This is a genomic window from Pseudomonas sp. H2_A10, assembly GCF_054680085.1.
Genome location: NZ_CP162821.1, coordinates 5268950 through 5295431 on the forward strand (window position 1 = coordinate 5268950; position 26482 = coordinate 5295431).

23 protein-coding genes are annotated in these 26482 nt (G+C 60.9%); 10 read left to right on the top strand and 13 right to left on the bottom strand.

The features are described 5' to 3' along the window. Positions 1-90 precede the first annotated feature (90 nt). Positions 91-2745, bottom strand: a complete 2655-nt coding sequence (gene gyrA / locus AB4O23_RS24475) for a DNA gyrase subunit A (protein ID WP_065877014.1) — start codon at positions 2743-2745, stop codon at positions 91-93. A gap of 423 nt (positions 2746-3168) precedes the next feature. Then, a complete protein-coding gene (gene mtnA / locus AB4O23_RS24480) occupies positions 3169-4245 on the bottom strand; it encodes an S-methyl-5-thioribose-1-phosphate isomerase (RefSeq protein ID WP_017526602.1) in 1077 nt (358 codons plus the stop codon). 110 nt (positions 4246-4355) lie between these two features. Between mtnA and AB4O23_RS24485 the strand changes: the two genes are divergently transcribed. From AB4O23_RS24485 to AB4O23_RS24500, 4 genes are all read left to right on the top strand, one after another. Continuing rightward, positions 4356-5687 (top strand): TRZ/ATZ family hydrolase, encoded by a 1332-nt coding sequence (locus AB4O23_RS24485; protein WP_065877016.1) that lies wholly within the window; start codon positions 4356-4358, stop codon positions 5685-5687. 61 nt (positions 5688-5748) lie between these two features. After that, positions 5749-6447, top strand: a complete 699-nt coding sequence (gene ubiG / locus AB4O23_RS24490; RefSeq protein WP_003172645.1) for a bifunctional 2-polyprenyl-6-hydroxyphenol methylase/3-demethylubiquinol 3-O-methyltransferase UbiG — start codon at positions 5749-5751, stop codon at positions 6445-6447. A 4-nt stretch (positions 6448-6451) separates the two neighbouring features. Continuing rightward, complete coding sequence (gene mupP / locus AB4O23_RS24495) at positions 6452-7123, top strand: N-acetylmuramic acid 6-phosphate phosphatase MupP (protein WP_137219856.1); 672 nt, start codon at positions 6452-6454, stop codon at positions 7121-7123. 101 nt (positions 7124-7224) lie between these two features. After that, on the top strand, positions 7225-7965 hold the full coding sequence (locus tag AB4O23_RS24500; protein ID WP_068933590.1) for a YciK family oxidoreductase: 741 nt from the start codon (positions 7225-7227) through the stop codon (positions 7963-7965). A 132-nt stretch (positions 7966-8097) separates the two neighbouring features. Here the strand turns inward: AB4O23_RS24500 and AB4O23_RS24505 are convergent, their stop codons facing one another. Genes AB4O23_RS24505 through AB4O23_RS24530 form a run of 6 tightly spaced genes read right to left on the bottom strand, consistent with a single transcriptional unit; the run spans position 8098 to position 14255 of the window. Further along, positions 8098-9612, bottom strand: a complete 1515-nt coding sequence (locus tag AB4O23_RS24505; protein ID WP_460060998.1) for an ABC transporter substrate-binding protein — start codon at positions 9610-9612, stop codon at positions 8098-8100. Next, the gene (locus AB4O23_RS24510; RefSeq protein ID WP_065877019.1) at positions 9594-10613 is read right to left on the bottom strand and encodes an ABC transporter ATP-binding protein; all 1020 of its coding nucleotides are present in this window, start codon (positions 10611-10613) and stop codon (positions 9594-9596) included. The genes AB4O23_RS24505 and AB4O23_RS24510 overlap by 19 nt, the downstream gene beginning before the upstream one ends. Beyond that, positions 10610-11566: an ABC transporter ATP-binding protein gene (locus AB4O23_RS24515; RefSeq protein WP_068931591.1), complete on the bottom strand. Its 957-nt coding sequence runs from the start codon at positions 11564-11566 to the stop codon at positions 10610-10612. Before AB4O23_RS24515 ends, AB4O23_RS24510 begins: the two co-directional genes overlap by 4 nt. Continuing rightward, positions 11563-12420 (bottom strand): ABC transporter permease, encoded by an 858-nt coding sequence (locus tag AB4O23_RS24520; protein WP_017526607.1) that lies wholly within the window; start codon positions 12418-12420, stop codon positions 11563-11565. The genes AB4O23_RS24515 and AB4O23_RS24520 overlap by 4 nt, the downstream gene beginning before the upstream one ends. Next, positions 12417-13364, bottom strand: a complete 948-nt coding sequence (locus AB4O23_RS24525) for an ABC transporter permease (RefSeq protein WP_460061003.1) — start codon at positions 13362-13364, stop codon at positions 12417-12419. The genes AB4O23_RS24520 and AB4O23_RS24525 overlap by 4 nt, the downstream gene beginning before the upstream one ends. Before the next feature lie 3 nt (positions 13365-13367). Further along, positions 13368-14255, bottom strand: a complete 888-nt coding sequence (locus tag AB4O23_RS24530) for a proline iminopeptidase-family hydrolase (protein ID WP_017526609.1) — start codon at positions 14253-14255, stop codon at positions 13368-13370. 181 nt (positions 14256-14436) lie between these two features. Between AB4O23_RS24530 and AB4O23_RS24535 the strand changes: the two genes are divergently transcribed. Beyond that, positions 14437-15201, top strand: coding sequence for a LuxR family transcriptional regulator (locus AB4O23_RS24535; RefSeq protein ID WP_017526610.1), 765 nt, complete (start codon positions 14437-14439; stop codon positions 15199-15201). A gap of 93 nt (positions 15202-15294) precedes the next feature. Beyond that, the gene (locus tag AB4O23_RS24540) at positions 15295-16227 is read left to right on the top strand and encodes a proline iminopeptidase-family hydrolase (RefSeq protein ID WP_065877021.1); all 933 of its coding nucleotides are present in this window, start codon (positions 15295-15297) and stop codon (positions 16225-16227) included. Between the two features lie 37 nt (positions 16228-16264). Here AB4O23_RS24540 and AB4O23_RS24545 read toward each other — a convergent pair whose 3' ends face one another. Continuing rightward, positions 16265-17767 carry a nucleobase:cation symporter-2 family protein gene (locus AB4O23_RS24545; RefSeq protein WP_460061009.1) on the bottom strand — a complete coding sequence of 501 codons (1503 nt, stop codon included), beginning with the start codon at positions 17765-17767 and terminating at the stop codon, positions 16265-16267. Positions 17768-17925: 158 nt separating this feature from the next. Between AB4O23_RS24545 and AB4O23_RS24550 the strand changes: the two genes are divergently transcribed. Beyond that, positions 17926-18759: a nucleoside-binding protein gene (locus AB4O23_RS24550; protein WP_065877022.1), complete on the top strand. Its 834-nt coding sequence runs from the start codon at positions 17926-17928 to the stop codon at positions 18757-18759. Between the two features lie 72 nt (positions 18760-18831). Here AB4O23_RS24550 and punC read toward each other — a convergent pair whose 3' ends face one another. Beyond that, positions 18832-20010, bottom strand: coding sequence for a purine nucleoside transporter PunC (gene punC / locus AB4O23_RS24555; protein ID WP_017526614.1), 1179 nt, complete (start codon positions 20008-20010; stop codon positions 18832-18834). A 122-nt stretch (positions 20011-20132) separates the two neighbouring features. Here punC and punR point away from each other — a divergent pair, with 122 nt between their 5' ends. Continuing rightward, a complete protein-coding gene (gene punR, locus AB4O23_RS24560) occupies positions 20133-21047 on the top strand; it encodes a DNA-binding transcriptional activator PunR (RefSeq protein WP_017526615.1) in 915 nt (304 codons plus the stop codon). A 20-nt stretch (positions 21048-21067) separates the two neighbouring features. Here the strand turns inward: punR and AB4O23_RS24565 are convergent, their stop codons facing one another. Continuing rightward, positions 21068-22237 carry an aspartate aminotransferase family protein gene (locus AB4O23_RS24565; RefSeq protein WP_065877023.1) on the bottom strand — a complete coding sequence of 390 codons (1170 nt, stop codon included), beginning with the start codon at positions 22235-22237 and terminating at the stop codon, positions 21068-21070. 103 nt (positions 22238-22340) lie between these two features. Between AB4O23_RS24565 and AB4O23_RS24570 the strand changes: the two genes are divergently transcribed. Further along, on the top strand, positions 22341-23246 hold the full coding sequence (locus tag AB4O23_RS24570) for a LysR family transcriptional regulator (protein ID WP_017526617.1): 906 nt from the start codon (positions 22341-22343) through the stop codon (positions 23244-23246). Here the strand turns inward: AB4O23_RS24570 and AB4O23_RS24575 are convergent. Both AB4O23_RS24575 and fabV read right to left on the bottom strand, forming a co-directional pair. Beyond that, positions 23243-23866, bottom strand: a complete 624-nt coding sequence (locus AB4O23_RS24575; protein ID WP_068931589.1) for an HAD family hydrolase — start codon at positions 23864-23866, stop codon at positions 23243-23245. The genes AB4O23_RS24570 and AB4O23_RS24575 overlap by 4 nt on opposite strands. Positions 23867-24074: 208 nt before the next feature. After that, positions 24075-25268, bottom strand: coding sequence for an enoyl-ACP reductase FabV (gene fabV / locus AB4O23_RS24580; RefSeq protein ID WP_460061017.1), 1194 nt, complete (start codon positions 25266-25268; stop codon positions 24075-24077). Positions 25269-25578: 310 nt separating this feature from the next. Between fabV and AB4O23_RS24585 the strand changes: the two genes are divergently transcribed. Next, the gene (locus AB4O23_RS24585; protein WP_017526620.1) at positions 25579-26403 is read left to right on the top strand and encodes an aspartyl/asparaginyl beta-hydroxylase domain-containing protein; all 825 of its coding nucleotides are present in this window, start codon (positions 25579-25581) and stop codon (positions 26401-26403) included. Positions 26404-26482 lie beyond the last annotated feature (79 nt).

The following is a 26482-nucleotide window of genomic DNA, read 5'->3' on the forward strand; positions in this document are numbered from 1 at the left end:
GTGGGGTGGTGCAATAAACGGGTATTCAATACTTTCATAAGGGACAAACAACAAGGGGGCGAATCTTCATCCGCCCCCCTGTGTGCCCGCTTATTCCTGCGGTTCTTCTTCGTCTGCGGCAGCGTCGAGGGTCGGCTCGTCGACGTTGTCATCGCCTGCTGCGATCACCTCGCCTTCAAACGCGTCCCCTTCCAGCTCTTCGCCTTCGACTTCCGATGGTTCCTGGACGCGCTCCAGGCCTACCAGTGTTTCGTCGCTAGCCAGCTTGATCAGCGTCACGCCCTGGGTGTTACGGCCCAGGCTCGACACTTCGGCCACACGAGTACGTACGAGGGTGCCCTGGTCGGAAATCAGCATGATCTCCTCGCCATCGAGCACCTGCACCGCGCCGACCAGACGACCGTTGCGGTCGTTGCTGACCATGGCGATAACGCCCTGGCCGCCACGCTTGTACTCCGGGAACTCGCTGATAGCGGTGCGCTTGCCATAACCGCGCGCCGAAGCGGTGAGGATCTGGCTGCCTTCTTCCGGAATCAGCATCGAAATCAGCTTCTGCCCTTCCGGCAGGCGCATGCCACGCACACCGCGGGCAGTACGGCCCATGGCGCGAACGTCGGATTCCTTGAAGCGCGTGACTTTGCCGCCGTCGGAGAACAGCATGACTTCGCGCTCGCCGTCAGTGATGGCTGCGGAGATCAGCACGTCGCCTTCATCCAGCTCCAGGGCGATCAAGCCCACGCTGCGCTGGCGGCTGAAGGACTCCAGCGGGGTCTTCTTCACGGTGCCTTTGGCGGTCGCCATGAAGATGAAGTGACCTTCGGTGTACTCCTCGACCGGCAGCATGGTGGTGATGTATTCATCGCTGTCCAGCGGCAGCAGGTTGACCAACGGACGACCACGGGCGGCACGGGAGGCCTCCGGGATTTCGTAGGTCTTGAGCCAGTACACCTTGCCCTTGCTGGAGAACAGCAGCAGCGTGGTGTGGCTGTTGGCGACCAGCAGGTGAGCGATGTAGTCCTCATCCTTCACGCCAGTAGCCGATTTACCCTTACCACCACGACGCTGAGCCTGGTACGCGGCCAGCGGCTGGGTCTTGGCGTAGCCACCGTGGGAGATGGTCACCACGCGCTCTTCTTCCGGGATCATGTCACCCAGGGTCAGGTCGAGGCGCGCATCGAGGATTTCGGTGCGGCGCACGTCGCCGTATTCGGCGCGGATCACTTCCAGTTCTTCGCGGATCACTTCCATCAGGCGCACGGCGCTGTTGAGGATGCGGATCAGCTCGCCGATCTGGTTGAGAATCTCCTGGTACTCGGCCAGCAGTTTCTCGTGTTCCAGGCCGGTCAAGCGGTGCAGACGCAGTTCCAGGATGGCCTGGGCCTGTTCCGGCGACAGGAAGTACTTGCCGTCACGCAGGCCGTATTGCGGATCCAGGGTCTCCGGACGGCAGGAATCGGCGCCGGCACGTTCAACCATCGCCACTACGGCGCTGGATTCCCATGGCATCTTGATCAGCGCTTCCTTGGCTTCCGACGGCGTCGGCGAAGCTTTGATCAGGGCGATCACCGGGTCGATGTTCGACAGCGCAACCGCCTGGCCTTCCAGGATGTGGCCGCGTTCGCGAGCCTTGCGCAGTTCGAACACGGTACGGCGGGTGACCACTTCGCGACGGTGACGCACGAAGGCTTCCAGCAGATCCTTGAGGTTCAGGATGCGCGGGCGACCGTCGATCAGCGCGACGACGTTGATACCAAACACGCTTTGCAGCTGGGTCTGGGCGTAGAGGTTGTTGAGGATCACCTCCGGCACTTCGCCACGACGCAGCTCGATCACCACGCGCATACCGTCTTTGTCGGACTCGTCGCGCAGCTCGGTGATGCCTTCGAGCTTCTTCTCTTTAACCAGCTCGGCGATCTTCTCGATCAGGCGCGCCTTGTTCAACTGGTACGGCAGTTCGGTGATGACGATCTGCTGGCGACCACCGACCTTGTCGATGTCTTCGATGATCGAGCGGGCGCGCATGTAAATGCGGCCACGGCCGGTGCGGTAGGCTTCGATGATGCCGGCGCGACCGTTGATGATCGCGGCGGTCGGGAAGTCCGGCCCCGGGATGTACTGCATCAGCTCATCGACGGTCAGCTCGGGGTTGTCGATGAGGGCCAGGCAACCGTCGATGACTTCACCGAGGTTGTGCGGCGGGATGTTGGTGGCCATGCCCACGGCGATACCGCTGGAACCGTTGACCAGCAGGTTGGGGATCTTGGTGGGCATTACAGCCGGGATCATTTCGGTGCCGTCGTAGTTCGGCACCCAGTCCACGGTTTCTTTATGCAGGTCGGCCAGCAGCTCGTGCGCCAGCTTGGTCATGCGCACTTCGGTGTATCGCATGGCCGCGGCGTTGTCGCCGTCGACCGAACCGAAGTTACCCTGGCCGTCTACCAGCAGGTAGCGCAGGGAAAACGGCTGGGCCATCCGAACGATGGTGTCGTACACCGCAGTGTCGCCGTGAGGGTGATACTTACCGATCACGTCACCGACAACACGGGCAGATTTCTTGTACGGCTTGTTCCAGTCGTTACCCAGCTCGCTCATCGCGAACAGCACACGCCGGTGCACGGGCTTCAAGCCATCGCGCGCATCAGGCAGTGCCCGACCGACAATTACGCTCATCGCGTAGTCGAGGTAGGACTGTTTCAGCTCGTCTTCGATATTGACCGGGAGGATTTCTTTGGCCAGTTCGCCCATGAGAAGCCTGATTCCTTTTTCGGGTGAAACCTCGTCACATCCATATGGGACGAACGAAGCTCGCCGCTGCCGACAGAGTGCCTGGCAACGACTTACGACAAATCAACGAGTTATGACACGGATCTGCGCGTTATAGGCCACCCCTTGGGGCAGCCCTGGAAACCGCCGGATGTTATCACAATCGCCGCCACGCACCTATCCCCCTGATGCGCATGGAGCATAGTAAGTTGACGGATGACAGGCTTGAGGGGGACGAGAGAGGCTCAGAGGTGGGGTGGTGCTGTTTTTTGAGGGTGGATCCGGGAGTTTTATTGACTTTAAGGGCCAATCGGGGGCAAGCCCCTCCCACACTTGAAGGGTGAACACAGTCAAAATGTGGGAGGGAGCTTGCTCCCGATAGTCATTTCACAGACACCACGGCCCTCAATGCAGGCGTTTACGGCACATCAGTTGGGCCAGCTTGGCAGTGTCGGGCCGTTCAACGATGCCTTTTTCGGTCACGATCACGTCAATGAGGTCGGCGGGGGTCACGTCAAACACCGGGTTGTAGGCGCTCACATCGGCAGCGAAACGCTGGCCGGCCACTTCCAGCAGCTCGCCCGCATCACGCTCTTCAAGGGCAACGTCATCGCCGGTCGCCATCATCAAGTCGAGGGTCGAACTCGCGGCCACCACCATAAAGCGCACACCGTGGTGCATCGCACACACGGCCAGTTGATACGTGCCGATCTTGCTGATGACGTCGCCATTGGCCGCGATGCAATCCGCGCCGACGATCACCCAGGTCACGCCCTTGGACTTGAGAATATGCGCACCGGCCGAGTCGGCATTGATCATGACTGGGATACCCTCTCCCACCAGCTCCCAGGCGGTCAGCCGTGAACCTTGCAACCACGGCCGGGTTTCGTTGGCGTAAACCTGCTCGACCATGCCTTCCAGGAACGCGGCGCGGATCACCCCCAGAGCCGTGCCCACGCCACCGCAGGCCAAGGCGCCGGCATTGCCGTGAGTGAGGATCGCCTGGGCATTGCCCTGGTGCTTGCGGATCAGCTCAACGCCAAGTTGAGCCATGGTCAGGTTGGCTTCGCGGTCGGTTTGGTGGATCGCAATCGCTTCGGCTTCGAGCAGCGCCAGCGGGTCGGCGTGTTTTGTGATGCGGTCCAGGCGGTCGCGCATGCGCTTGAGGGCCCAGAACAGGTTGGATGCCGTCGGACGGCTATCGGCCAGGAGTGCGTAGTCTTCTTCCCACGCAGCCTGCCAGTCACCGCCCTCTGCGATGCGTTCACGGGCGGCAAGCACCAGGCCATAAGCCGCGCTGATCCCAATGGCCGGCGCACCACGCACGACCATCGAACGAATGGCTGCAGCCACTTCGTCAGCCGTGGAGCAGGCCACCCAGCTTTCCCGGGACGGCAAGGCGCGCTGATCGAGCAGGTACAGCGTGCCGTCGCGCCAATCGATGGCCTTCACTTTCTCCGCAGCCAACAGTCGATCGCGCATCCCTTACTCCGCACTCATGAACAAAAGCCGCCGATTATAGCGATCCGCCAGCCAGGACGCTCGGGTATACTTCGCCCTTCTTTATATAGCTGCCCAGGAAGAAGCCTGCGATGACCGCCACTGCCGCCCCGCTCGACTTGCTGTTGCTGCCAACCTGGCTGGTACCGGTCGAACCCGCCGGCGTGGTGCTCAAGGAGCATGGCCTGGGCATTCGAGATGGGCGCATTGCATTCATCGGGCCACGCGCGGCGGCGCTGAAACTGGCGGCCACCGAAGTGCGCGAGCTACCGGGCATGCTCCTCAGCCCCGGCTTGATCAACGCTCACGGGCATGCCGCAATGAGCCTGTTTCGCGGGCTGGCCGACGACCTGCCACTGATGACCTGGCTGGAAAAACACATCTGGCCCGCCGAAGCCAAATGGGTCGATGAAGCCTTCGTGCGTGACGGCACCGATCTGGCCATTGCCGAGCAACTCAAGGGCGGCATCACCTGCTTCAGCGACATGTACTTCTACCCCAAGGTCGCCAGTGACTGCGTGCACAACAGCGGCATGCGCGCGCAAATTGCCATTCCGATCCTCGATTTCCCGATTCCCGGCGCCAGCAGTGCCGATGAGGCGATTCGCCAGGGCATCGAGCTGTTCAGCGACCTCAAGCATCATCCCCGCATCAAGATTACCTTCGGCCCACACGCGCCCTACACCGTGTGCGACGACAACCTGGAAAAGATCCGGGTCATCGCCGAAGAACTCGACGCCGCAATCCACATGCATGTGCATGAAACCGCCGTTGAAGTGCAGCAAGCGATCGAGAGCACCGGCGAGCGGCCACTGGCGCGCCTGAGCCGCCTCGGCCTGTTGGGCCCACGTTTCCAGGCCGTTCACATGACCCAAATCAGCGAAGACGACCTGGCTTTACTGGTAGAAAGCAACACCAGTGTCATCCATTGCCCGGAATCGAACCTCAAACTGGCCAGCGGCTTCTGCCCGGTGGAGCGTCTGTGGCAGGCTGGGGTCAATGTGGCCATCGGCACCGACGGCGCCGCCAGCAATAATGACCTGGACCTGCTGGGCGAAACCCGCACGGCGGCGATGCTGGCCAAGGCCGTCGCCGGGTCGGCCACCGCCCTGGACGCCCACCGCGCCCTGCGCATGGCCACGCTCAACGGTGCCCGCGCCCTGGGCCTGGAAAGCCAGATTGGCTCGCTGGAAATCGGCAAGGCCGCGGACATTGTCGCGTTCGACCTGTCGGGGCTGGCGCAACAACCGATCTACGATCCGGTCTCACAGCTTATCTACGCCACCGGACGCGATTGCGTGAAACACCTTTGGGTCGCCGGCAAGCAGTTGCTCGACGACCGGCAACTGACCCGCATGGATGAACAACAGTTGACCGCCACGGCCATTGCCTGGGGCCAACGCATCAGCGGCCACCGCGAATAACGTCGGCGTTGAACCCGCGTTCAACGCCGACAAACCGATTATCAGCTTCAGAGGAACCACCATGAGCAACGTCGACCACGCCGAAATCGCCAAATTCGAAGCCCTGGCTCACCGCTGGTGGGACCGTGAAAGCGAATTCAAGCCCCTGCACGACATCAACCCACTGCGGGTCAACTGGATCGACGAGCGCGTCAACCTGGCCGGCAAGAAGGTCCTGGATGTCGGGTGCGGCGGCGGCATCCTGAGCGAAGCCATGGCCCAGCGCGGTGCCACGGTGATGGGCATCGACATGGGCGAAGCGCCTCTGGCCGTGGCCCAACTGCACCAACTGGAATCCGGCGTGAGCGTGGAATATCGCCAGATCACCGCCGAAGCCCTGGCCGAGGAAATGCCCGAGCAGTTCGACGTGGTGACGTGCCTCGAGATGCTCGAACACGTACCGGACCCGTCTTCGGTGATCCGCGCCTGTTTCCGTATGGTCAAGCCCGGCGGCCAGGTGTTCTTCTCCACCATCAACCGCAACCCCAAGGCCTACCTGTTCGCGATCATCGGCGCCGAATACATCATGAAGCTGCTGCCGCGCGGCACCCATGACTTCAAGAAATTTATCCGCCCGTCCGAACTCGGCGCCTGGAGCCGCCAGGCCGGCCTGACCGTCAAGGACATCATCGGCCTGACCTACAACCCGCTGACCAAGCACTACAAGCTGGCCAGCGACGTCGACGTCAACTACATGATCCAGACCCTGCGCGAGGAGTAAGCCTGTGAAGTTGCGAGCGGTTCTCTTCGACATGGACGGTACGCTGCTGGACACCGCGCCGGACTTTATCGCCATCTGCCAGGCCATGCGCGCCGACCGTGGCCTGGCGCCGATCAACCCCGAACACATCCGCGATGAAATTTCCGGTGGCGCCCGTGCGATGGTCGCCGTGACCTTCTCGATGGACCCGGAGTCGCCAGGTTTCGAGGAACTGCGCCTGGAATTTCTGGAGCGCTACCTGAAGGGCTGCGCGGTTCACAGCCGCTTGTTCGACGGCATGGCCGAGCTGCTGGAAGACATCGAAAAGGCCCACCTGATCTGGGGCGTGGTCACCAACAAACCCGTGCGCTTCGCCGAACCGATCATGCAGCAATTGGGCCTGGCCGAGCGTTCGGCCGTGCTGATCTGTCCGGACCACGTTAAAAACAGCAAGCCGGACCCGGAGCCGATGATTCTCGCGTGCAAAATGCTCGGCCTCGACCCGGCCAGCGTGCTGTTCGTGGGCGATGACCTGCGCGATATCGAATCCGGCCGTGACGCCGGCACCCGCACGGCGGCGGTCACCTACGGCTATATCCACCCGGACGACAATCCGCGTCATTGGGGCGCGGATGTGGTGGTGGACCACCCGCTGGAACTGCGCAAGGTGCTGGACAACGCGCTGTGCAGTTGCTGATAGCGCCCACACGCTAATGACCGATGAAGATTAAAAAATGTGGGAAGGGGCTTGCCTCCTCCCACAGGGGATCTTCAGTGTTTTCAAATTCGAGGCTATTTATGTTTGATTATTCTGCCCCCCCAGAACTGCTCAAAGGCCGGGTCATCCTGGTGACCGGCGCCGGTCGCGGGATTGGCGCGGCAGCGGCGAAAACCTATGCCGCTCATGGTGCCACCGTGCTGTTGCTGGGCAAGACCGAAGCCAACCTGGCGCAGGTGTATGACGAAATCGAAGCGGCGGGCCACCCGCAACCGGTGGTCATCCCGTTCAACCTGGAGACCGCCCTGCCCCATCAGTACGATGAGCTGGCGGCGATGATCGAAAAAGAATTCGGCCGCCTCGATGGCCTGTTGCACAACGCCTCGATCATTGGCCCGCGTACGCCGATCGAGCAGTTGTCTGGTGAGAATTTCATGCGGGTGATGCACATCAACGTCAACGCGATGTTCATGCTCACCAGCACTTTGCTGCCGCTGCTCAAGTTGTCCCAGGATGCGTCGGTGGTGTTCACCTCCAGCAGCGTCGGGCGCAAGGGCCGTGCGTATTGGGGGGCTTACGGTGTGTCGAAGTTTGCCACTGAAGGCTTGATGCAAACCCTGGCCGACGAGCTTGAGGACGTGGCGGCGGTGCGCGCCAACAGCATCAACCCAGGCGGTACGCGCACCAGCATGCGGGCCCAGGCGTATCCGGGAGAAAACCCGATGGAAAGGCCGGCACCGCAAGAGATCATGCCGGTATACCTTTACCTGATGGGGCCGGACAGTACCGGCATCAATGGGCAGGCGTTTGATGCGCAGTAAACCCTGACACCACCGGAACAACAGGTGGGAGGGGGCTTGCTCTCGATAGCGGTGAGCCAGTCACAGATGCGGTGACTGACACCCTGCTATCGGGAGCAAGCCCCCTCTCACATTTTTTTACAGCGGTGCTTCCTAGTTTTTTACCACTTCTTCAAGCGTGAAACGGCCGAGCGGGTTCTGCAGGAAGTGACTCACATTCTTGCGTGAGATATTGATGTACGGGCTGTAGTACAGATCGATCCAGTTCACATCCTGTTTGGCCAGTTTCTGCAACTCCACATACATCTGCTCGCGCTTGACCGGGTCGGCCTCGATGCGCGCTGCCGCGACCAGGTCCTTGACCTTGTCGTTCTTGTAGCGGGTCATGTAGTTCTGGTTGGTGTCGTGACCCAGCACGAAGGTGGTTTTCTGGTCCGGGTCGAGGATGTCGTTGGTCCAGTACATCACCGAAATATCGTATTCACCGTCCACCAGCATCTGCCAGCTTTGGGTTGGGTCGACCTTTTGCAGGTTGGCGGTGACGCCGACCTTGGCCAGCTGATCCTTGATGATCACCGCAATCTGCTCGTCGGCTTCGTTGCCGGCGTTGACCACGTAGTTCAGCTTCAAACCCTCGGCGCCGGCAGCGGCCAGCAATTTCTTGGCCTCGGCCGGGTCGTATGGGCGTTGCAGGTTGTTGGCGTAGTGGTACAGCGAGCCTTTGGGAATGTAGGAATAGGCCACGGTGCCTTGACCATAAGTGGCGGTCTTGACCAGCGATTGTTTGTCGATGGCCATGTCCAGCGCCTGACGCACTTCGGGTTTGGCCAGCAGGCCGTGGGCGTGGTTGATCAGCAGGTGATCTTCACGGGTGGACGGGTCGGCATGGATCACCACGTTCTTGTCTTTCTTCAATTCGTCAACCCGCGAGAACGGTACGAAGATCGCCGTGTCGAGTTCGTTGTTCTGCACCATGCGCATGCGCGTGTTGTCATCGGTCACCGAGACCCATTCCACGCCGTCGAGGCTGACGTTCGTGACCTGCCAGAAGTTCGGGTTTTTCTTGAGGATTACCCGATCGCCCTTGCGCCACTCATCCACGGTAAACGCCCCGGAGGTCACCGGGTTTTCCGAGTAGGCGTCTTCGCCCATTTTGGTCATGGCTTTTTCCGACAGGATCGACACGGTCGGCGACGCCAATTGCGAGAGAAAGGCGACCGCCGGGGTCTTGAGGGTCACCACCAGGGTTTTCGCGTCTGCGGCCTTGGCCGTATCGATCAGGTTGAAAGGGTCTGCCCACAGCGAGGCTTTGTTATCGCGGATGCGCAACAGGCTGAATGCCGCGTCATCAGCAGTGATCGAGGTGCCGTCGGAGAACTTCGCGTCGCGCAGTTTGAAGGTGTAGGTCAGGCCGTCCTTGGAAATCTCCCAGCTTTGCGCCAGGCCCGGCACCATCTTGGTGCCCAGGTTATCCACGCGGACCAGGGTGTCGTAGACGTTGGCGAACACCCAGGTATCGCGGTTCTGCGCGCTTTTGATCGGGTCAAACGTGGTGCTGTCTTCACGGCAGCCGATGGTCAAAACGCCAGCGGCCTGGGCCAGGCCGGCAGTGAGGGACCAAGCGGTCAGCGTGGCGGCGGCGAGCAACTTCAAGTGGCGCGATTGCATGTCATAACTCCTTGTTTATGGACGGCAGAAAGGGTCAATGGCTCTTCAAGCACGCAACTGTACCGATGCTCGTGCAGAAAATGGGTCGGCGGCAACACCACGGAACACATGGCGCGCGCATAGCCGCAACGCGGGTGAAAGGCACAACCGGTGGGTAAGTTCAGTGGGCTGGGCGGCTCGCCCGGCAAGGGCTCGGCAGGCAATGGCCGATGCGGATCGATCTGCGGAATCGCCTGGATCAACGCCGCCGTGTACGGATGACGCGGTGTGGTGAACACCGCCTCCACCGGGCCTTCCTCGACGATCTTGCCCAGGTACATCACCGCCACGCGGTCGCACAGGCGCCGCACAATGGCCAGGTCATGGGCGATGAACAGGATCGCCAGGTTCATACGCTGTTGCAGTTCCAACAGCAGGTTGATGATCTGGCCCTGGATCGACACATCCAGCGCCGCCACGCACTCATCGGCGATGATCAGGCGGGGTTCTACCGCCAGGGCCCGGGCGATACCGACGCGCTGGCATTGCCCGCCGCTGAGGGAGCCGGGTTTGCGGCCGGCCAACTCAGGGCGCAGCCCCACCAACTCCAGCAGTTCATTGACGCGGGCGGGAATGTGCTCTGCGGTCACTTTGCGCTGCACGCGCAAAACTTCGGCGATGGTTTCGCCAATGGTATGGCGCGGGTTCAGCGCGGCGTAGGGGTCCTGGAAGATCATTGCCGTTTCCTGGCGCAGGCGCGTGATGTCGATCGCGCTGCCATGGGCCATGTCGACCCCGTCGAACAGCACCTGCCCGGCGCTGATCGGGTTGAGGTGCAAAATCGCGCGGCCGAGGGTGCTTTTGCCGCTGCCGGACTCGCCCACCAAGCCGAGGGTTTGGCCTGCGGCGAGGTTCAACGAAACCCCGTTCACCGCCCTCACCCACTGTTTGTTCAGGCCCAACAGGCCAGTGCCGGACGCGGCAAAACGTACCTCCAGGTCCTTGATCTGCAACAGGCTCATGGGCGCGCTCCCAACGGATAGTGACAAGCCACCCGCACGCCTTCAGGCAAGCGTTCGGTACACAAGGCGCCGACCTGCGGGCAGCGCGGATTGAAGCGGCAGCCGGCGGGTAATGCATCGAGCAAGGGCGGTTGGCCGGCGATGGTGCGCAACAGGGCGTGGCCGCTGCTGTGGGCCGGCTGGCAGTCGATCAGGCCAGCGGTGTAGGGATGTTGCGGATGCGCCAGTACGTCGTACTTGCTGCCGTGCTCGCACAGGCGCCCGGCGTACATCACCGCGATGGAATCACAGGTTTGCGCCACCACGCCGAGGTCGTGGGTGATCATGATGATCGACAACCCGTGCCGGTCACGCAGCGCCAGCAACAACCGCAGGATTTGCGCCTGCACGGTCACATCAAGCGCCGTGGTCGGCTCGTCGGCGATCAATACCTTCGGCTTGCAGCCCAGGGCCACTGCGATCATTGCGCGTTGGCGCATGCCGCCGGAAAACTCGTGAGGGTAGTTGTCGACCCGCGCCTGGGGGTCGGGAATGCCCACTTGGCGCAGCACGTCGATGGCCGCCAGGCGTGCGTCTTTTTTCGACGCGCCTTGATGCAGGCGAATACCTTCGGCGATTTGTTCGCCGATGCGCATCAGCGGGTCCAGGTGGCTGCTGGGGTTCTGGAAAATCATGCCCAGTTGCCCGCCACGCACCGCGCGCATGCCGGCCTCGTCCAATTGCAGAAGGTCCTGGCCGGCCAGGCGCACCGCCGCGCCTTGTACCCGCAAACCGGGCGACGGCAGCAGGCGCATCAGGCCACGACAGGCCATGGTCTTGCCCGAGCCGCTCTCGCCCACCAAACCAAGGATTTCGCCTTCGGCCAGGTCAAACGACACGCGGTCGACCAGGGTCACATCGCGCCCGGCATTGTTGGCGATCACACTCAGGTCGCGCACCTGTAACAGGCTCATGAGCGCTCCCCCAACACTTGCGCCACGCCATCGGCCAGCAGGCTGAAGCCCATGGCCAGGGTCACGATGGCCAGCCCCGGAAAAGTGCAGATCCACCACGCAGTGGTAATAAACGCCTGCCCTTCGGCGACCATGGTGCCCCACTCGGCGGTGGGCGGCTGCACGCCGAGGCCCAGATAACTCACGGCCGCGCCATTCAGCAGCACCAACACCGCATCCGACATGGAAAACACAATCGAGCCAAACAGGGCATTGGGCAGCAAGTGCCGGAACAGGATGCGCCCATGGCCAAAACCCAGGCTCTTGGCGGCCAGGGCGAAGTCGCTTTCCTTGAGCACCAGGATCTGCGAACGGATCAGCCGTGCATACGAGACCCATCCCACCAGCGCCATGGCGATATAGAAACTCTTCAAGCCCGGGCCGAGGATGGCCATGATCGCCAGCATCAGCACCAGGAACGGGAACGCCAGGACCACATCGATCACACGCATGCAGAGGCTGTCGAAACGCCCGCCGATATAGCCCGACACCGCGCCGATAAAGGTGCCGATCATGAACGGGAAGATCACCCCGATAATCGCCAGTTGCAGGTCGATGCGCGCGCCCCAGATCACCCGCGACAGAATGTCTCGGCCGTAGTTATCGGTGCCGAATGGATGGGCCAGGTGAGGGCCGAGCAAACTGATATCGGTGTTCTGCGCAATCGGGTCATACGGCGCAATCCACGGCGCAAACAGCGCGAGGCCAAACCACGCCAGCAGGATCGACAGCCCCCACGCCGCCGTCAGCCGACCATTGCGAAAACCAAAACGCAGACGCAAGCGCCAAGGGGCAATCAGTGGGCGGCTGCTCATCGCATATTCACCCGCGGGTCGAGGGTCACGGTCGCCACGTCCGCGAGGAAGTTGACCACCACCGTCGCGCAGGTCAGCACCATGGCCACGCCCTGCACCACCATGTAATCGCGGGTAAAGATGCCGCGGACCAATAGCTGGCCAATACCGGGAATGGCAAACAGGCTTTCAATCACCACCGTGCCGCTGATCAGCCAGCCGATATTCACCGCCAGCAGGTTGACCGCCGGCACCAGGGAGTTGGGCAACACATGCCGGCGAAACACCGCTGCCTCCGACAACCCGCGCGCCCTGGCCGCAGTGACGTGATCGGCCTGCAACTCCATCAACATGCCCGCCCGCAGGTTGCGTACCAGCACCGCCGACAGCGCCAGCGCGATAGTCAGGCACGGCAACACCATGTGGTGCGCCTTGTCCAGCCAGGTGCGCCCGTAGCCCGACACAGGGAACAGCCCCCATTGGACACTGAGCAGCAGAATCAGCATCAAGCCCAGCCAAAAGGCCGGCATGCCCAGGCCAACGGTGGTGAACACGCGGATCAGGTTATCCGCCCAGCGGCCTTGGTTGCGCGCGGCCAACGTCGCCAATGGCAGCGCAATCAGCAGTGCCAGCAGGACACTGCCGAGCACCAGCACCAAGGTCGGTTCGATGCGGGTGACGATCAGTTTCAAGGCGTCGACCTTGTACAGCAGCGATTGCCCGAGGTCGCCCTTGAGCAGGTTCTTCAGGAAGTAGAAATATTGCAGCCACAACGGCTGATCAAGGCCGTACTGGGCGCGGATTTTCAGCAAGGCATCCGGCGTGCTGCGTGAACCGAGCAAGGCGCGCGCCGGATCGCCGGGGATCGAGCGCACCAGCACAAAGGTGATCAGGCTGATGCCAAACAGCACCGGCAGCAATTGCAGCGGCCGGGACAGCACAAAACGGTAGCGCGCCAGGTTCATCGGTCAGCCTCGATGACGAGCGAGAAAGTCGAGCAGCACCGGGAAATACGCCTGGGGTTCTTCATAAAACGGCATATGGCTGCTGTTGGGAAAGACGTGCAATTGGGCGTGTCTGGCGGCCATTTTCATGCGCATGGCGCAGGCGGGGGTGAGTTCGTCGTGCTGGCCGGTGGTGATCAGTATGGGCATGGTGAAATCGGCCATCTCCTTGAGGCGGTTCCAGTCCTTGAGGTTGCCGACGTAGAGAAACTCGTTGGGGCCCTGCATGGTTTCGTACGGCCCCATGTTCCAGTCGCCGAGGGAGCGTTTGACCGGCTCGGGCCACTCATCCAGGCGGCACACGTGGCGGTAGTTGAGCAAGGTGATTGCGGCCTGATACTGCGGGTGGTCGAGGGTACCCATGGCTTCGTGGCGTTGCATCATGGCCACGGTTTCGCTGCCCAGCGCGCCGCGCAGGCGTTCGAGCTCCTGGGACAGGTGCGGAATGTCGCCGACGGTGTTCTCGAGGATCAGGCTTTTGAGTGCGGCGGGGTAATAAATGGCGTATTCGATGCCCAACCAGCCACCCCATGAATGCCCAAGCAAATGCACGCGGCCCAGACCAAGGGCCTGGCGCACGGTTTCGACTTCTTCGACATAACGGCGGATTTCCCACAGGGAAACATCGGTCGGTCTGGCTGATGCGCCCGTGCCAAGCTGATCGAATGCAACCACTCGCAGGTTATGGTCCTTGAGCCAGCCATGGGCGTCGCGCAAGTAGTCACACGGCAAGCCCGGCCCGCCGTTGAGGCACAAGAGCACCTCATCGCCTTCGCCAAAGCTGTAGACCGCGAGGTTGTGGCCGTCGACTTGCACGGTGTACCGCTGGTCGGGGGCAATTTCACGCCACATGCATACATTCCTTGTGTTATCGGCCTGGTGGGTAGTGGCCGTTTACCACGCCAACACTACCGAGGATGCCGTGCGTCCATAACCTAGTATTTCTTATAGGTTTGGCCTGGCTGTCCTTCGCCGGGGCGTGGCATTCTACTTGCAGGAAGTCGAGATTCAAATGAATTCGGGAGCAGAACGGATGCTGGCCAAGCTAACTGCCGTCAATAATCGTCTGATGCCGGGCAGGAGCCTGGACGAGCAGATGGACAACGCTTTTATCCTCGCCCAGCAGTTGGGTTTCGATGCCTTGGTGTATGACTACACCCCGGTGCCGATCGATCAGGATGGTGCATTGATCACCCCCTCGGTGCTGGAACTGCGCAATACACCGCCAGGCTGGCACACCTTGTGGTGCAGCGAAGGTTTTTACCAGATAGACCCGGTGCAGCATCTGGCCCTGAGCACGGTGTCACCGTTTGTGTGGTCCTACGAAGCCAAGGCCGATACCCCGCTGCAGAAGATCATCGACCCCTGCCACGCGCCAGTTTCAACCTACCTGCACGACCAGCAACTGACCTGCGGCGTGAGTGTGCCCATCCACCTGCCCCGCGGCGGTTTTGCCTCGTTGACCGGCCTGCGCACCGGCAAGGCCCAGACCGTGCTGCAAGAGGCGCAGCACACGTTGTCGGATTTCAGCCTGATTTCCCACGCCTTGCAGGAAGCGGCCTACCCGTTATTCAGCAAGGAACTGCGCACCTACCCACATATCCACCTGACCAAACGAGAACGCGAATGCCTGAAATGGGCGGCCGAAGGCCTCACCGCCGCTGAAATCGCCACGCAGTTGAGCCGGTCACTGGCCGTGGTCACCCTGCACCTGGCCTCGGCGATGCACAAACTGGGCGCCAAAAACCGCGTACAGGCTGTGGTTCGCGCCACCCATTACCGCCTGCTCGACGACTGACTCCTCGGCAAAACCTAGCTGTTTTGCTAGTTACTTAAATGTTGCCGGCGGATTATCGTGCCCCTGATCGTTTTCTTCAGAGCAGGGTACGAAATGGAGTTCATCGAAAAGATCCGCGAAGGGTATGCAACGTTCGGCGCCTACCAGACCTGGTACCGCGTCACCGGCGACCTGGCCAGCGGCCGCACGCCGTTGGTCATCATCCACGGCGGCCCCGGTTGCACCCATGATTACGTCGACGCCTTCAAGGATGTCGCCGCCAGCGGCCACGCCGTGATCCACTACGACCAACTGGGCAATGGCCGCTCCACGCACCTACCCGATGAAGCCGCGTCTTTCTGGACCGTCGACCTGTTCCTCAAAGAACTGGACAACTTGCTGGATCATCTGCAAATCAGCGACAACTACGCGATCCTCGGCCAGTCCTGGGGCGGCATGCTCGGCAGTGAACACGCGATTCTGCAACCTAAGGGGCTGCGCGCGTTTATCCCGGCCAACTCACCGACCTGTATGCGCACCTGGGTCAGCGAAGCCAACCGCCTGCGCAAATTGTTGCCAGAAGGCGTGCATGAAACCCTGCTCAAGCATGAAGCCGCCGGCACCTACCAGGACCCGGAATACCTCGCCGCCTCGCGAGTGTTCTATGACCAGCATGTGTGCCGCGTCAATCCGTGGCCGGAAGAGGTGGCGCGCACTTTCGCCCAGGTCGACTCGGACCCCACGGTGTACCACGCGATGAGCGGCCCGACCGAGTTCCATGTGATCGGCAGTTTGAAGGATTGGAAATCCATTGGCCGCCTGTCGGCGATCAAGGTACCAACCCTGGTGATTTCCGGTCGGCATGACGAGGCTACACCGCTGGTGGTCAAGCCGTTCCTGGATGAAATTGCGGATGTGCGCTGGGCGCTGTTTGAAGACTCCAGCCACATGCCCCATGTGGAAGAACGCCAGGCGTGCATGGGCACAGTGGTGAAGTTTCTGGATGAGGCGTGTCCGGTGCCGCACGCAGAGCGCAAGGCCGGCTGAGTTCAATGTGTGGGAGGGGCGTGCCCCTCCCACACATTCAGACCTCGGAGGTCTCAGGTTTCGATGCGTGCCTTGAGGCTTGCTCCATCAACGGAATCTCCTTGCCCTCGGCATCGAACAACTTGCCGCCCCTGAAATAGTCCCCATCACGCAGCGCCGCCACATCGTGGAAGCACAAGCTGCGCTCGGTCCCCGCCACAAACACCGACTGCTGGTCCGAGTTGCCCGCCGTGAAATGGTTGAACGCCAGGTTCAACGCTATCGCCATGATCGCCGACGAACTGATGCCCGAATGGAAAATGGTCGCGAACCAGCTGGGGAACTGATCATAGAAACTTGGCGCGGCGATAGGAATCATGCCGAAACCAATGGACGTGGCGACGATAATCAAATTCATGTTGTTGCGGTAATCCACCTTGGACAAGGTGCGAATACCGCTGGCCGCCACGGTGCCGAACAGCACAATCCCGGCGCCGCCCAGCACTGACGTCGGCACTGCCGCGATCACCCGGCCCATGAACGGCAGCAGGCCGAGGATGACCAGAAACAGACCACCGGTGGCGACCACAAAGCGACTCTTCACCCCGGTCACCGCCACCAGGTCGACGTTCTGGGCGAACGCGCTCTGGGTGAACGAACCGAAGATCGGCGCAAACATACTCGACAGCATATCGGCGCGAAGGCCGTTACCCAGGCGTTTGGAGTCGACCTTGGTGTCGATGATTTCGCCCACGGCCAGGATGTCGGCAGAAGTTTCCACCAGAGTCACCATCACCACGATGCACATGGAAATGATCGCGGCGAGGTGGAAGGTCGGCATGCCGAAATGGAAGGGTGTGGGAAAACCGAACATCGGCCCCTGGGTCACACCGGAGAAGTCTGCCATGCCGAGCAACACCGCAATCAGGGTGCCGATCACCATCGCCAACAGGATGGACAAGCGTGAGATGGTCGCGCTGCCGATCTTGCTTAGCAGCAGCACCAACACCAGCGTCAAGGCGGCCAGGCCGATATTGGGCATGCTGCCGAAATCCGCCGCGCGGCTGTTGCCGCCCATGGCCCAGCGCGCCGCAACGGGCATCAGGGTCAGGCCGATGGTGGTGATCACGATACCCGTGACCAAGGGTGGGAAGAACTTGGTGATCCTGGAGAACACCGGCGTGATCAGCAGCCCGATGAACGACGCAGCCATCACCGCCCCGAGAATCGCAGGCACCCCGCCAGCACCGTCGCTGCCGACAATCGCGACCATGGTGGCCACACCGGCAAACGACACGCCCTGCACCAGCGGCAACTGACACCCAAAGAACGGCAGGCCAAGGGTTTGCAACAGGGTGGCCAGGCCACCGGCAAACAACGACGCGGCGATCAACAAGCCAATATCCGCTGGGGATAACCCAGCCGCCTGGCCAACGATCAGGGGTACCGCGACGATGCCGCCGTACATGGTGAGCACATGCTGCAGGCCGTAAGCCATGTTGGCGGCGACGCCAAGATTCTCATCTTCCGGCCGCTGCGGTGACGCCTTCGGGATAGTCATGGTGAGGGGTTCTCTGTTTTTGTTGTGCGGCCACTGTATGCAATGTGAGGACTAGATGTCCATAGAGTTGTATACAATCAACCGAACAAGATACCCTCCATCGGCGTTACAAAAACCACTCGGCCGCGATGAGCCAGAACGCCAAAGGACCTAGAACAATGAAAAAGGCATTACAGGGCGCCACCGTTGCACTGACCCTCCTCGGCGGCGGCGAGGCCGTTGCCATGGAATGGATGAACAACAGCGTCGGCTTTCGCTACGGCCAGCATTTCACCAATCCCAATAACCCCGACGACTTCAGCAAGCGCATCTACAGCTTCACCCACGCCAGCGGCTACCGCTACGGCAGCAATTTCCTCAACCTGGATGTGTTCCTGTCCGACAGCCGCGACCCGCGCAAGGGCACCGACCATGGCGGCAGCGAGGTGTACGCGGTGTATCGGCACCAGCTGTATGCCTCACGCGTCTTCGACATGCCGCCGGGCACCGGGCTGATCAAGGATTACGCGTTGACCCTGGGTTTTGATGCCAACCGCAACAACAACTTCGCCTCGGCCAGAAAACGCGCGCTGGTGTTTGGCCCCACGCTGAAATTCAACAGCGTCGGTGTGCTGGATTTGAGCCTGATGTACTACAAGGAAAAGAACCACACCGGCATCCCCGGCGCGCAAGAATCGAACCACACGTTTGATGACACCTACCTGCTCAACCTGACCTGGATGCGCCCGTTCGAGATCGCCAACCACGCGGCTAAATTCCAGGGGTTTATCAATTACGTCGGGGAAAAAGGCGAGGACTATCATGGCCGTGACACGGCGCCGGAAGCGCTGATGCGCACGGCGCTGATGGTGGCGGTGCGGCCAGGCAAAAGCGTGAAGCCGAACCTGTACCTTGGGGTAGGTTATGAATACTGGCACAACAAGTTCGGTGTGGACGGTGGCCGGGGGAGCCGCACCTCCACGCCGACGCTGAACATGGAAGTGACGTTCTAGCTATGCACTTCATTCACTCAATCCACATGTGGGAGGGAGCAACCCCCTCCCACTTTTTTACGCATTCTCAGTTCAGGCATTGGCCAGTTCGGCGGGGTCCGCCTTCGGCCGCGCCAGCCAATAGCCCAACACCGCCAACGGCGCAGTCGCCAGCATCACCATCACCGTGATCAACAACGGTTGTTCGATCATCGATGACACCAGCAGGCTGCTGAGGAAGCACAGCCCCAACTGCAAGGTGTTTTGCAGTGCTGCGGCCTTGCCGGAATTTTCCGAAAAGGGCATCAGCGCATTCGCTACCACGATCGGGTAACTGGCGCCGTTGACCAGCGCCATCAGGCAGAACGGAATCAGTAAGGTGGTGAGGGTCGGCACAGTCCAGGTGGCGACCATGTACAACGCCACCATGCTGATGCAGTAAGCCACCAGCAGCCAGGGCAGTAATGTCTTGCCCTGGAAACGCTGCAAGGCACTGCGACAACTGTAGCCGCCTACCAGAAACGCCAGGGTTGGCGGCACATAGCTCAGGCCGATGTCATTGGGGCTGTAGCCCATGTCGCCAAGGATGAACGGCGAAGCCGTCAGCCAGGCGAAGAAACTGGCGGAGCAGGCGGCGAAGATCATCACGTTGCCGCTGAACACCCGAGACCTGAACAACTGCGCATAACCGAGGCGCGACGGCGTATGCGTCACATTTTTTGGCGTACGGCGCAGGCACACCGTCGGCAGCAGCAACAGCAGCGACACCCCCAGCAACACCCCGAAAATCGCCTGCCACCCCAAGTGATTCAGCACCATCGCGCCCAACAGCGGCGCCAGGGCGGGCGACAGTGACATCAACGGCATGATGCTGGCGAACACCCGGTGCGCCTTGTCGGCCGGGTAACGATCAATCACCAACGCTTGCCAGCTCACGGCAGCCGAGCACACACCAATCGCCTGCAGAAAGCGCAAGGCCAGGAGCTGCGGCGCCGTCTCGACCCAGAACATACCCGCGCAGCCCAGTACGAACAGACTCAACCCCACCAGCAGAATCGGCTTGCGCCCCAGTCGGTCGGACAACGGCCCCCACAACAACTGCCCCAACGCAAAGCCGGCGAGGAAGATGCTCAAGCTGGCGCCCACCGCGCCAGCGCCGATCTGCAATTGCTCGCCCATGGCGCCGAACGCCGGCAAGTACATGTCCATGGCGAGATAACCAAGCATGCTCAGCCCCGCCAGGTACCAAGTGAACCCAAAAGAATTTTTCATCGAAACCTTGTTGAATCTGCCATCAAACCATTTGCTGACTGGCAGCCATTATGAAGCTGACATATTTTGTGTGAAGCGATAATAATTGGACACTATCATCAAAAAATTTGAAGGCAGCCCGTATGTGGTCTGAATACTCCCTGGAGGTAGTCGACGCGGTAGCGCGCCATGGCAGTTTCAGCGCCGCCGCCCAGGAATTGCATCGCGTGCCGTCGGCCATCAGCTATACGGTACGTCAGATTGAGGAGTGGCTGGCAGTGCCATTGTTTGTGCGGCGCCATCGCGACGTCGAACTGACCCCCGCCGGCCGCCTGTTTATCGACGAAGCCCGTGGCGTGATGAAAAAAATGCTCGGCACCCGGCGTTTGTGCCAGCAGGTGGCCAACGGCTGGAGTGGCCAGTTGAAGGTGGCGGTGGACTCTATCGTCAAACCTCAGCGCTGCCGGCAGTTGGTGCTGGATTTCTATCGGCGGTTCCCCGAGGTGGAGTTGCTGCTGGAGTACGAGGTGTACAACGGCGTGTGGGATGCCTTGGCCGACGAGCGTACCGACATTGTGATCGGCGCCACCAGCGCAGTGCCGGTGGCCAGCCGCTTTAGCTTTCGCGACATGGGGTTGTTGAACTGGCTGTGTGTCGTCAGTGCAACGCATCCCTTGGCCAACATTGAAGGGTTGCTCAGCGATGACCAACTGCGCCCGTTCGCCTCGCTGTGCATGACCGACACGTCGCGCAACCTGCCCAAGCGCGACACCTGGACCCTGGATAACCAACGTCGCCTGGTCGTACCGAACTGGGCGTCGGCCATCGATTGCCTGCGCGATGGCCTGTGCGTCGGCATGGCACCGGCGCATCAGGTATTGCCGTGGATCGAACGCGGCGAACTGGTGGCGCTGCAACTGACCCGGCCCTTCCCCGCCAGCCCGTCGTGCGTGGCCTGGGCACAGGACAAGCTGTCCCCGGCCATGGCGTGGTTGCTGGCGTATCTGGGAGACACCGAGACGATGAATCAGGAATGGCTGAATGGGCATGACCTATAAGCCCGCAGTTTCAGCGCACTTCAATCCAATAGCCGGGTGATGGCCCGTACGATCATCTCGACCTCCTTGGCCTCCAGGGTCAGGGGCGGCAACAGGCGAATGACTTTGCCCCGCGTCACATTGATCAACAGCCCATGCTCGTGGGCGGCGCGCTGCGTCAGGTCGCGACTGGGGCTGGCCAGTTCGATGCCGATCATCAGGCCCCGCCCCCGAATCGCCAGTACCTGCGGATGTTCATCCAATTCCACCCGCAACCGCGCCAGCAAGCGTTCCCCCTGTTGCGCCGCGTTCTGCAACAGGCCTTGCTCTTCGATAATGTCGAGCACGGTGCAGCCTACTCGGCAGGCCAGCGGGTTGCCACCGAACGTGCTGCCGTGACTGCCCGGCGTGAACAACTGGGCCACCGCCGTGCGAGCCAGGCAGGCGCCGATGGGTACCCCGTTGCCCAGGCCTTTGGCCAGGGTCATCACGTCCGGCACGATACCTTCGTGCTGGAATGCAAACCAGGTACCGGTACGGCCGATACCGGTCTGGATTTCATCGAGCATCATCAGCCAGCCATGCCGGGTGCAGTGATCGCGCAGGGCGCGCAGGTAACCCGCGGGCGCCGGCATGACGCCGCTTTCGCCCTGGATCGGCTCCAGCAAGACCGCTGCGATCCGCGAGCCAAACGTTTGGGTGATCGCTTCAATGGCCGCCAGATCACCGAACCGAACCTTGAGAAAATCGCCGGGCAAACGTTGAAACCCAAGGCGTACCGACGGCCCATCGCTGGCCGCCATGGTGCCGAGGGTGCGGCCATGGAAGGCGTTTTCCATCACCACCACCAGCGGCTCTTCGATGCCTTTTTTCCAGCCATGCAACCGCGCCAGCTTCAGTGCGGCCTCGTTGGCTTCGGCGCCGGAGTTGTTGAAGAAGGCGCGGTCCAGGCCCGACAGCTGAGTGAGGCGCCGGGCCAGGCGTTGCTGCCAGTCGATGCTGTAGAGGTTGGATGTATGCAATAACAAGCCGGCCTGTTCGCTGATGGCCGTCACCAGTTTCGGGTGAGAGTGCCCGACATTGGTCACCGCCACGCCTGCCACCGCATCCAGGTATTCGCGCCCCTGCTGATCCCACAGGCGCGTGCCCAGGCCGCGAGTAAAGCTCAAGGCCAAGGGTTGGTAGGTCGTCATCAGGCAGGTGGCGGTCATGGTGGCAAGCTCCAGTGCATCGTAGGGGTAGCTGAAGTATCGTTAACCACCCCAACTGGATAAACTGCGCCTTTCTGCAATGACTTTAAATCAGGGATTGATAATGGATCTGTTCCAGGCGATGTCGGTGTACGTAAAAGTGGTCGAGGCCGGCAGCATGACCGCCGCCGCCCATGCCTGCGGGATGTCGACCACGATGGTCGGCAATCACTTGCGCGCCTTGGAGCAACGCCTGGGTGTCAGCCTGCTCAAGCGCACCACGCGCAAACAAAGCCTCACGGAATTCGGCGGCCAGTATTACCAGCGCTGCCTTGAAGTACTGGGGCTGGTGGCCGACTCCGAGCAATTGGCGGAACAAGCGCACAGTGACGTGCCCAAAGGCACCTTGCGCATCACCGCCCCTCCGGCGTTCGGCACCGAGCGCCTGGCGCCGGCCTTGAGCGAGTTCTCCCAGCGCTACCCGCTGCTCAAGCTCTATGTCGTACTCAGCAATGAACGCATGGACCTGGTCGACAGCGGCTTCGACGTAGCGATCCGCCTGGGTGAACTGGAACCTTCAAGCCTGATCGCCCGGCCCCTGCAGGATTACACCATCACCCTCTGCGCGTCCCCGGACTACCTGGCGCAGCGCGGCACGCCTGCTCGCCCTGAAGACCTGCAACAGCACGACTGCCTGGCGTTCGCCTACCCCTCCACCGACGATTGGCGCAATGCCGACAAGCTATGGCGCATGACCGGGGAGCAAGGCGAAGTGGAGATTCCGGTGTCCGGCTCATTGACCATCAACAGCTCCCAGGCCCTGCGCCAAGTGGCGGTGCAAGGCATGGGCATCGTCATGCTGCCCGATGCCCTGGTGCAGCCCGACCTGCAGAGCGGCAAGCTCGTGGCCTTGCTGACCGACTATCAACTGCCCAGCCGGCCCATGCATTTGCTCTACGGCCAGGACCGTTACCGCCTGCCGAAACTGCGGGCGTTTGTCGATTTCGTCATGGAAAAGTGGGCGCGCTAAAAGCTCACGCCCAGCTCACGCAATCGTGCGGCGGTATGCTCGGCCGACACATGGTGAATGCCCTGCCAACCCAACGCGACGGCGGCGTCGATATTGCCGGCCACGTCATCGATAAACACCACTTCTGCGGGGCGGATATCCGGCAGGCAGGCACGCACCTGAGCCAGGCTGGCGTGGTAGATCGCCGGATCGGGCTTGATGAGTTTCAATTCGCCGGACACCACAATGTCGCGAAAACACTGCAGGAATGGGTAATGGGCCCGCGCATAGGGAAAGGTTTCGGCAGACCAGTTGGTGAGCCCGAACAGGGGCATATGGGCAGCATGCAGCGCATTGAGAATCGCCACCCCTTCCGGCAACGGGCCGCGCAGCATCTCGTGCCAACGCTCGTAATAAGCCTGGATCAAGGTTTCATGGCACGGGTATTGGTCGATGAGGGTGCGCGTTGCGTCGGCGAGCGTGCGCCCGGCGTCCTGCTCGGTGTTCCAGGCCTGGGTACAAATGGTGTCGAGAAACCATTGCCGTTCGTGGTCGTCGGCAATCAGCTTGCGGTACAGATGGTGCGGGCTCCAGTCGAACAGAACACCGCCGAAATCAAAAACTACTGCACGAATCGTCATCAGATCCTCCGTTGGCGCGGCTTGATAGCCGAAGGAGTCTGGCAGATCTGAAAAGCGGGAACTGCGCGCCGAAGCGTAAGAATTTTCTGAAACGTACACAACCAAACGTGGGAGGGGGCTTGCTCCCGATTGCGTCGGGCCAGACAGCTTATCGCTAGCTGACCCCTCGCTATCGGGAGCAAGCCCCCTCTCACATGTTCAACCGCGTTTAGGCTTGGACCAGACCGTTGATTTTGACGGTCGGGTTCACATCAGCATCGTAGTCCACACCCTTGACTTCAAAGCCGAACAACCGCATGAACTCTGCCTTGTAGCCGGCAAAATCGCTGATCTCGTTGACGTTCTCGTCGGTGACCTGGTTCCACAGCGCTGCCACGGCGTCCTGGACTTTCGGCTCCAGCTCGGCCAGGTCGGCACGCAGGCGGCCGTCGGCGTCGAGTTTCGGCTGGCTGCCGTACAGGCTGTCCTTGAACAGGCCGTAGACCTGCTCGATGCAGCCTTCATGAGTGCCCTGCTCTTTCATCACCTTGAACAGCAGCGACAGGTACAGCGGCATGATCGGGATCGCCGAGCTGGCCTGGGTGACCACGGCCTTGAGTACCGACACGCGGGCATCGCCCTTGAGCGCGGCGAGGTTGTCACGCAGGGTCAGGACTTTCTTGTCCAGGTCTTTCTTGGCTTCGCCGATGGAGCCGTTCCAGTAGATGTCCTGGGTCAGCTTCTCGCCGAGGTAGGTGAACGCGGTGGTCTTGGCGCCTTCGGCCAATACATCGGCGTCACGCAGGGCGTCGATCCACAGCTGCCAGTCTTCGCCGCCCATGACCTTCACGGTGCCGTCGATTTCTTCCTGGGTGGCCGGCTCCAGGGTGGTGTCGACCACAACGCCCTTGTCGGTGTTGATCCCGCGCAGGGTCACGGCTTTGCCGATCGGCTTGAGGGTGGAGGTGTGCACCACGCCTTGCGGGTCGGTACGGCGTGGCGCGGCCAGGCTGTAGACCACCAGGTCGATCTTGCCCAGGTCTTTTTTGATGGTCTCGATGGTCAGGCGCTTGATCTCGTCGGAGAAGGCGTCGCCGTTGATGCTTTTGGCATACAGGCCTTTTTCAACGGCAAACTTCTCGAACGCGGCGCTGTTGTACCAGCCGGCGGTGCTCAGCTTGCCTTCTTCGCCTTCTTTCTCAAAAAACACGCCCAGGGTGTCGGCGCCGCAGCCAAACGCAGCACTGATGCGCGCGGCCAGGCCGTAGCCGGTGGAAGCGCCAAGAACCAGCACCTTCTTCGGGCCACCTTTGATTGCGCCGTGTTTGGTTACGTAGTCGATCTGTTCCTTGACGTTCGCCTCACAGCCAACAGGGTGAGCGGTCACACAGATAAAGCCACGAACCCGCGGTTTGATGATCATAAAATTTCTGCCTCTTCCAAGGTGCCGAAGGCCAGTGGTGGCCATTCAACTTCAATCGTACCGGTCTATGACGCCCGAAAAACCGAAGCGTCACGATAGTCGCAAATCTTCTGTTTACAAAATCCAATCCAAACACGGCCGGCAGCGCTTAAAAATGTGCAGGGTTTTCACAATTTCGCACTATTAAAAAACGCCTTTGCGGCGCGGAACGGCTTATTATGACGCAGTTGTTTCAATATGTTTCAAAACCCAACCACTCGCGGCCACGGATCCGGAACTGTCGAATGGCGTCCTGCTGGAGCGAAGTTGCATGAACACGCTGGCCTTGCGTAAAAAAATGGTATCGGTTGCCTGGGTACTCGCCGTCCTGTTGATCATTGATGTGTTCCCAGAAACCACCCTGGTATTCCTCTGCCTGGTGCTGGTGTGCGGTATTTACGACTTCCTGCGTAACGGTTTGTATGACGCCCCTACGTTCAAGAAGTATTTTATCGGCAGCGGCCGCAACACCTGGCTACTGGCGCCGTTCAACACCTTGTTCGACCTGTTGAGCTCGCGCAACCGCCATGTTTACACGATGAGCGACCTGCCACCCGCCTGGCGTGAAGACCTGCAACAGGTCCTCGACGACGCCATGGCCCATAAAGATGAAATCATCGGTTACCTGGATGAACGCATGGCCGAGAAAAAGCGCGGCATGTTGTTTTTCCAATGGTACGGGCGGTCAATTGAAACCACGCTGGATATTCCCGAACTGCGCAAAAAACTGCCGTTCGTGAAGACCATCGGCGTGTCGGTGTTCAATGAAAACCGCTCGACCTCGTTTCACTTCGGCCCTCTGCGCATGATGTTCCGCGTGCTTTACAACATGGCGCCGGCGCCCCATCACGACGGCGTGTACATCCAAGTGGGCAAGCATAAGCATTACTGGCATGACGACCCGTTGTTCATCTTTGATGACACGCTGATGCACGCGTCCTTCAACAAGAACGATGCCAAGCGCTACTGCCTGTTTATCGATATCGTGCGGCCCACTCCAGTGCCGACGGTGCTTAACGCTGTGATTGCCGGGTTTGCCGGGATGGTCTTTACCCTGCGTCGGGTTTTCTACAAAAACTGGAAGCTGATTCAGTAAGTTCTGCGGCATGATGGTGTTGGACGGTATTTGCGCTCGGCCTTGCGCCTGAGGTAAATAGTCGGCTCGTGCGCTTCAA

Excerpts from the sequence above, each read along its gene's own strand:
- AB4O23_RS24510 (WP_065877019.1), bottom strand. The coding sequence starts at position 10,613 with ATGAGCCTGTTGCAGATCAAGGACCTGGAGGTACGTTTTGCCGCGTCC.
- gyrA (WP_065877014.1), bottom strand. The coding sequence starts at position 2,745 with ATGGGCGAACTGGCCAAAGAAATCCTCCCGGTCAATATCGAAGACGAG.
- mtnA (WP_017526602.1), bottom strand. The coding sequence starts at position 4,245 with ATGCGCGATCGACTGTTGGCTGCGGAGAAAGTGAAGGCCATCGATTGG.
- AB4O23_RS24570 (WP_017526617.1), top strand. The coding sequence starts at position 22,341 with ATGGATCTGTTCCAGGCGATGTCGGTGTACGTAAAAGTGGTCGAGGCC.
- AB4O23_RS24575 (WP_068931589.1), bottom strand. The coding sequence starts at position 23,866 with ATGACGATTCGTGCAGTAGTTTTTGATTTCGGCGGTGTTCTGTTCGAC.
- AB4O23_RS24585 (WP_017526620.1), top strand. The coding sequence starts at position 25,579 with ATGAACACGCTGGCCTTGCGTAAAAAAATGGTATCGGTTGCCTGGGTA.
- AB4O23_RS24520 (WP_017526607.1), bottom strand. The coding sequence starts at position 12,420 with ATGAGCAGCCGCCCACTGATTGCCCCTTGGCGCTTGCGTCTGCGTTTT.
- punR (WP_017526615.1), top strand. The coding sequence starts at position 20,133 with ATGTGGTCTGAATACTCCCTGGAGGTAGTCGACGCGGTAGCGCGCCAT.
- AB4O23_RS24545 (WP_460061009.1), bottom strand. The coding sequence starts at position 17,767 with ATGACTATCCCGAAGGCGTCACCGCAGCGGCCGGAAGATGAGAATCTT.
- AB4O23_RS24550 (WP_065877022.1), top strand. The coding sequence starts at position 17,926 with ATGAAAAAGGCATTACAGGGCGCCACCGTTGCACTGACCCTCCTCGGC.
- AB4O23_RS24500 (WP_068933590.1), top strand. The coding sequence starts at position 7,225 with ATGTTTGATTATTCTGCCCCCCCAGAACTGCTCAAAGGCCGGGTCATC.
- AB4O23_RS24540 (WP_065877021.1), top strand. The coding sequence starts at position 15,295 with ATGGAGTTCATCGAAAAGATCCGCGAAGGGTATGCAACGTTCGGCGCC.
- ubiG (WP_003172645.1), top strand. The coding sequence starts at position 5,749 with ATGAGCAACGTCGACCACGCCGAAATCGCCAAATTCGAAGCCCTGGCT.
- AB4O23_RS24505 (WP_460060998.1), bottom strand. The coding sequence starts at position 9,612 with ATGCAATCGCGCCACTTGAAGTTGCTCGCCGCCGCCACGCTGACCGCT.
- AB4O23_RS24525 (WP_460061003.1), bottom strand. The coding sequence starts at position 13,364 with ATGAACCTGGCGCGCTACCGTTTTGTGCTGTCCCGGCCGCTGCAATTG.
- AB4O23_RS24485 (WP_065877016.1), top strand. The coding sequence starts at position 4,356 with ATGACCGCCACTGCCGCCCCGCTCGACTTGCTGTTGCTGCCAACCTGG.
- fabV (WP_460061017.1), bottom strand. The coding sequence starts at position 25,268 with ATGATCATCAAACCGCGGGTTCGTGGCTTTATCTGTGTGACCGCTCAC.
- AB4O23_RS24530 (WP_017526609.1), bottom strand. The coding sequence starts at position 14,255 with ATGTGGCGTGAAATTGCCCCCGACCAGCGGTACACCGTGCAAGTCGAC.
- AB4O23_RS24535 (WP_017526610.1), top strand. The coding sequence starts at position 14,437 with ATGCTGGCCAAGCTAACTGCCGTCAATAATCGTCTGATGCCGGGCAGG.
- AB4O23_RS24565 (WP_065877023.1), bottom strand. The coding sequence starts at position 22,237 with ATGACCGCCACCTGCCTGATGACGACCTACCAACCCTTGGCCTTGAGC.
- AB4O23_RS24515 (WP_068931591.1), bottom strand. The coding sequence starts at position 11,566 with ATGAGCCTGTTACAGGTGCGCGACCTGAGTGTGATCGCCAACAATGCC.
- punC (WP_017526614.1), bottom strand. The coding sequence starts at position 20,010 with ATGAAAAATTCTTTTGGGTTCACTTGGTACCTGGCGGGGCTGAGCATG.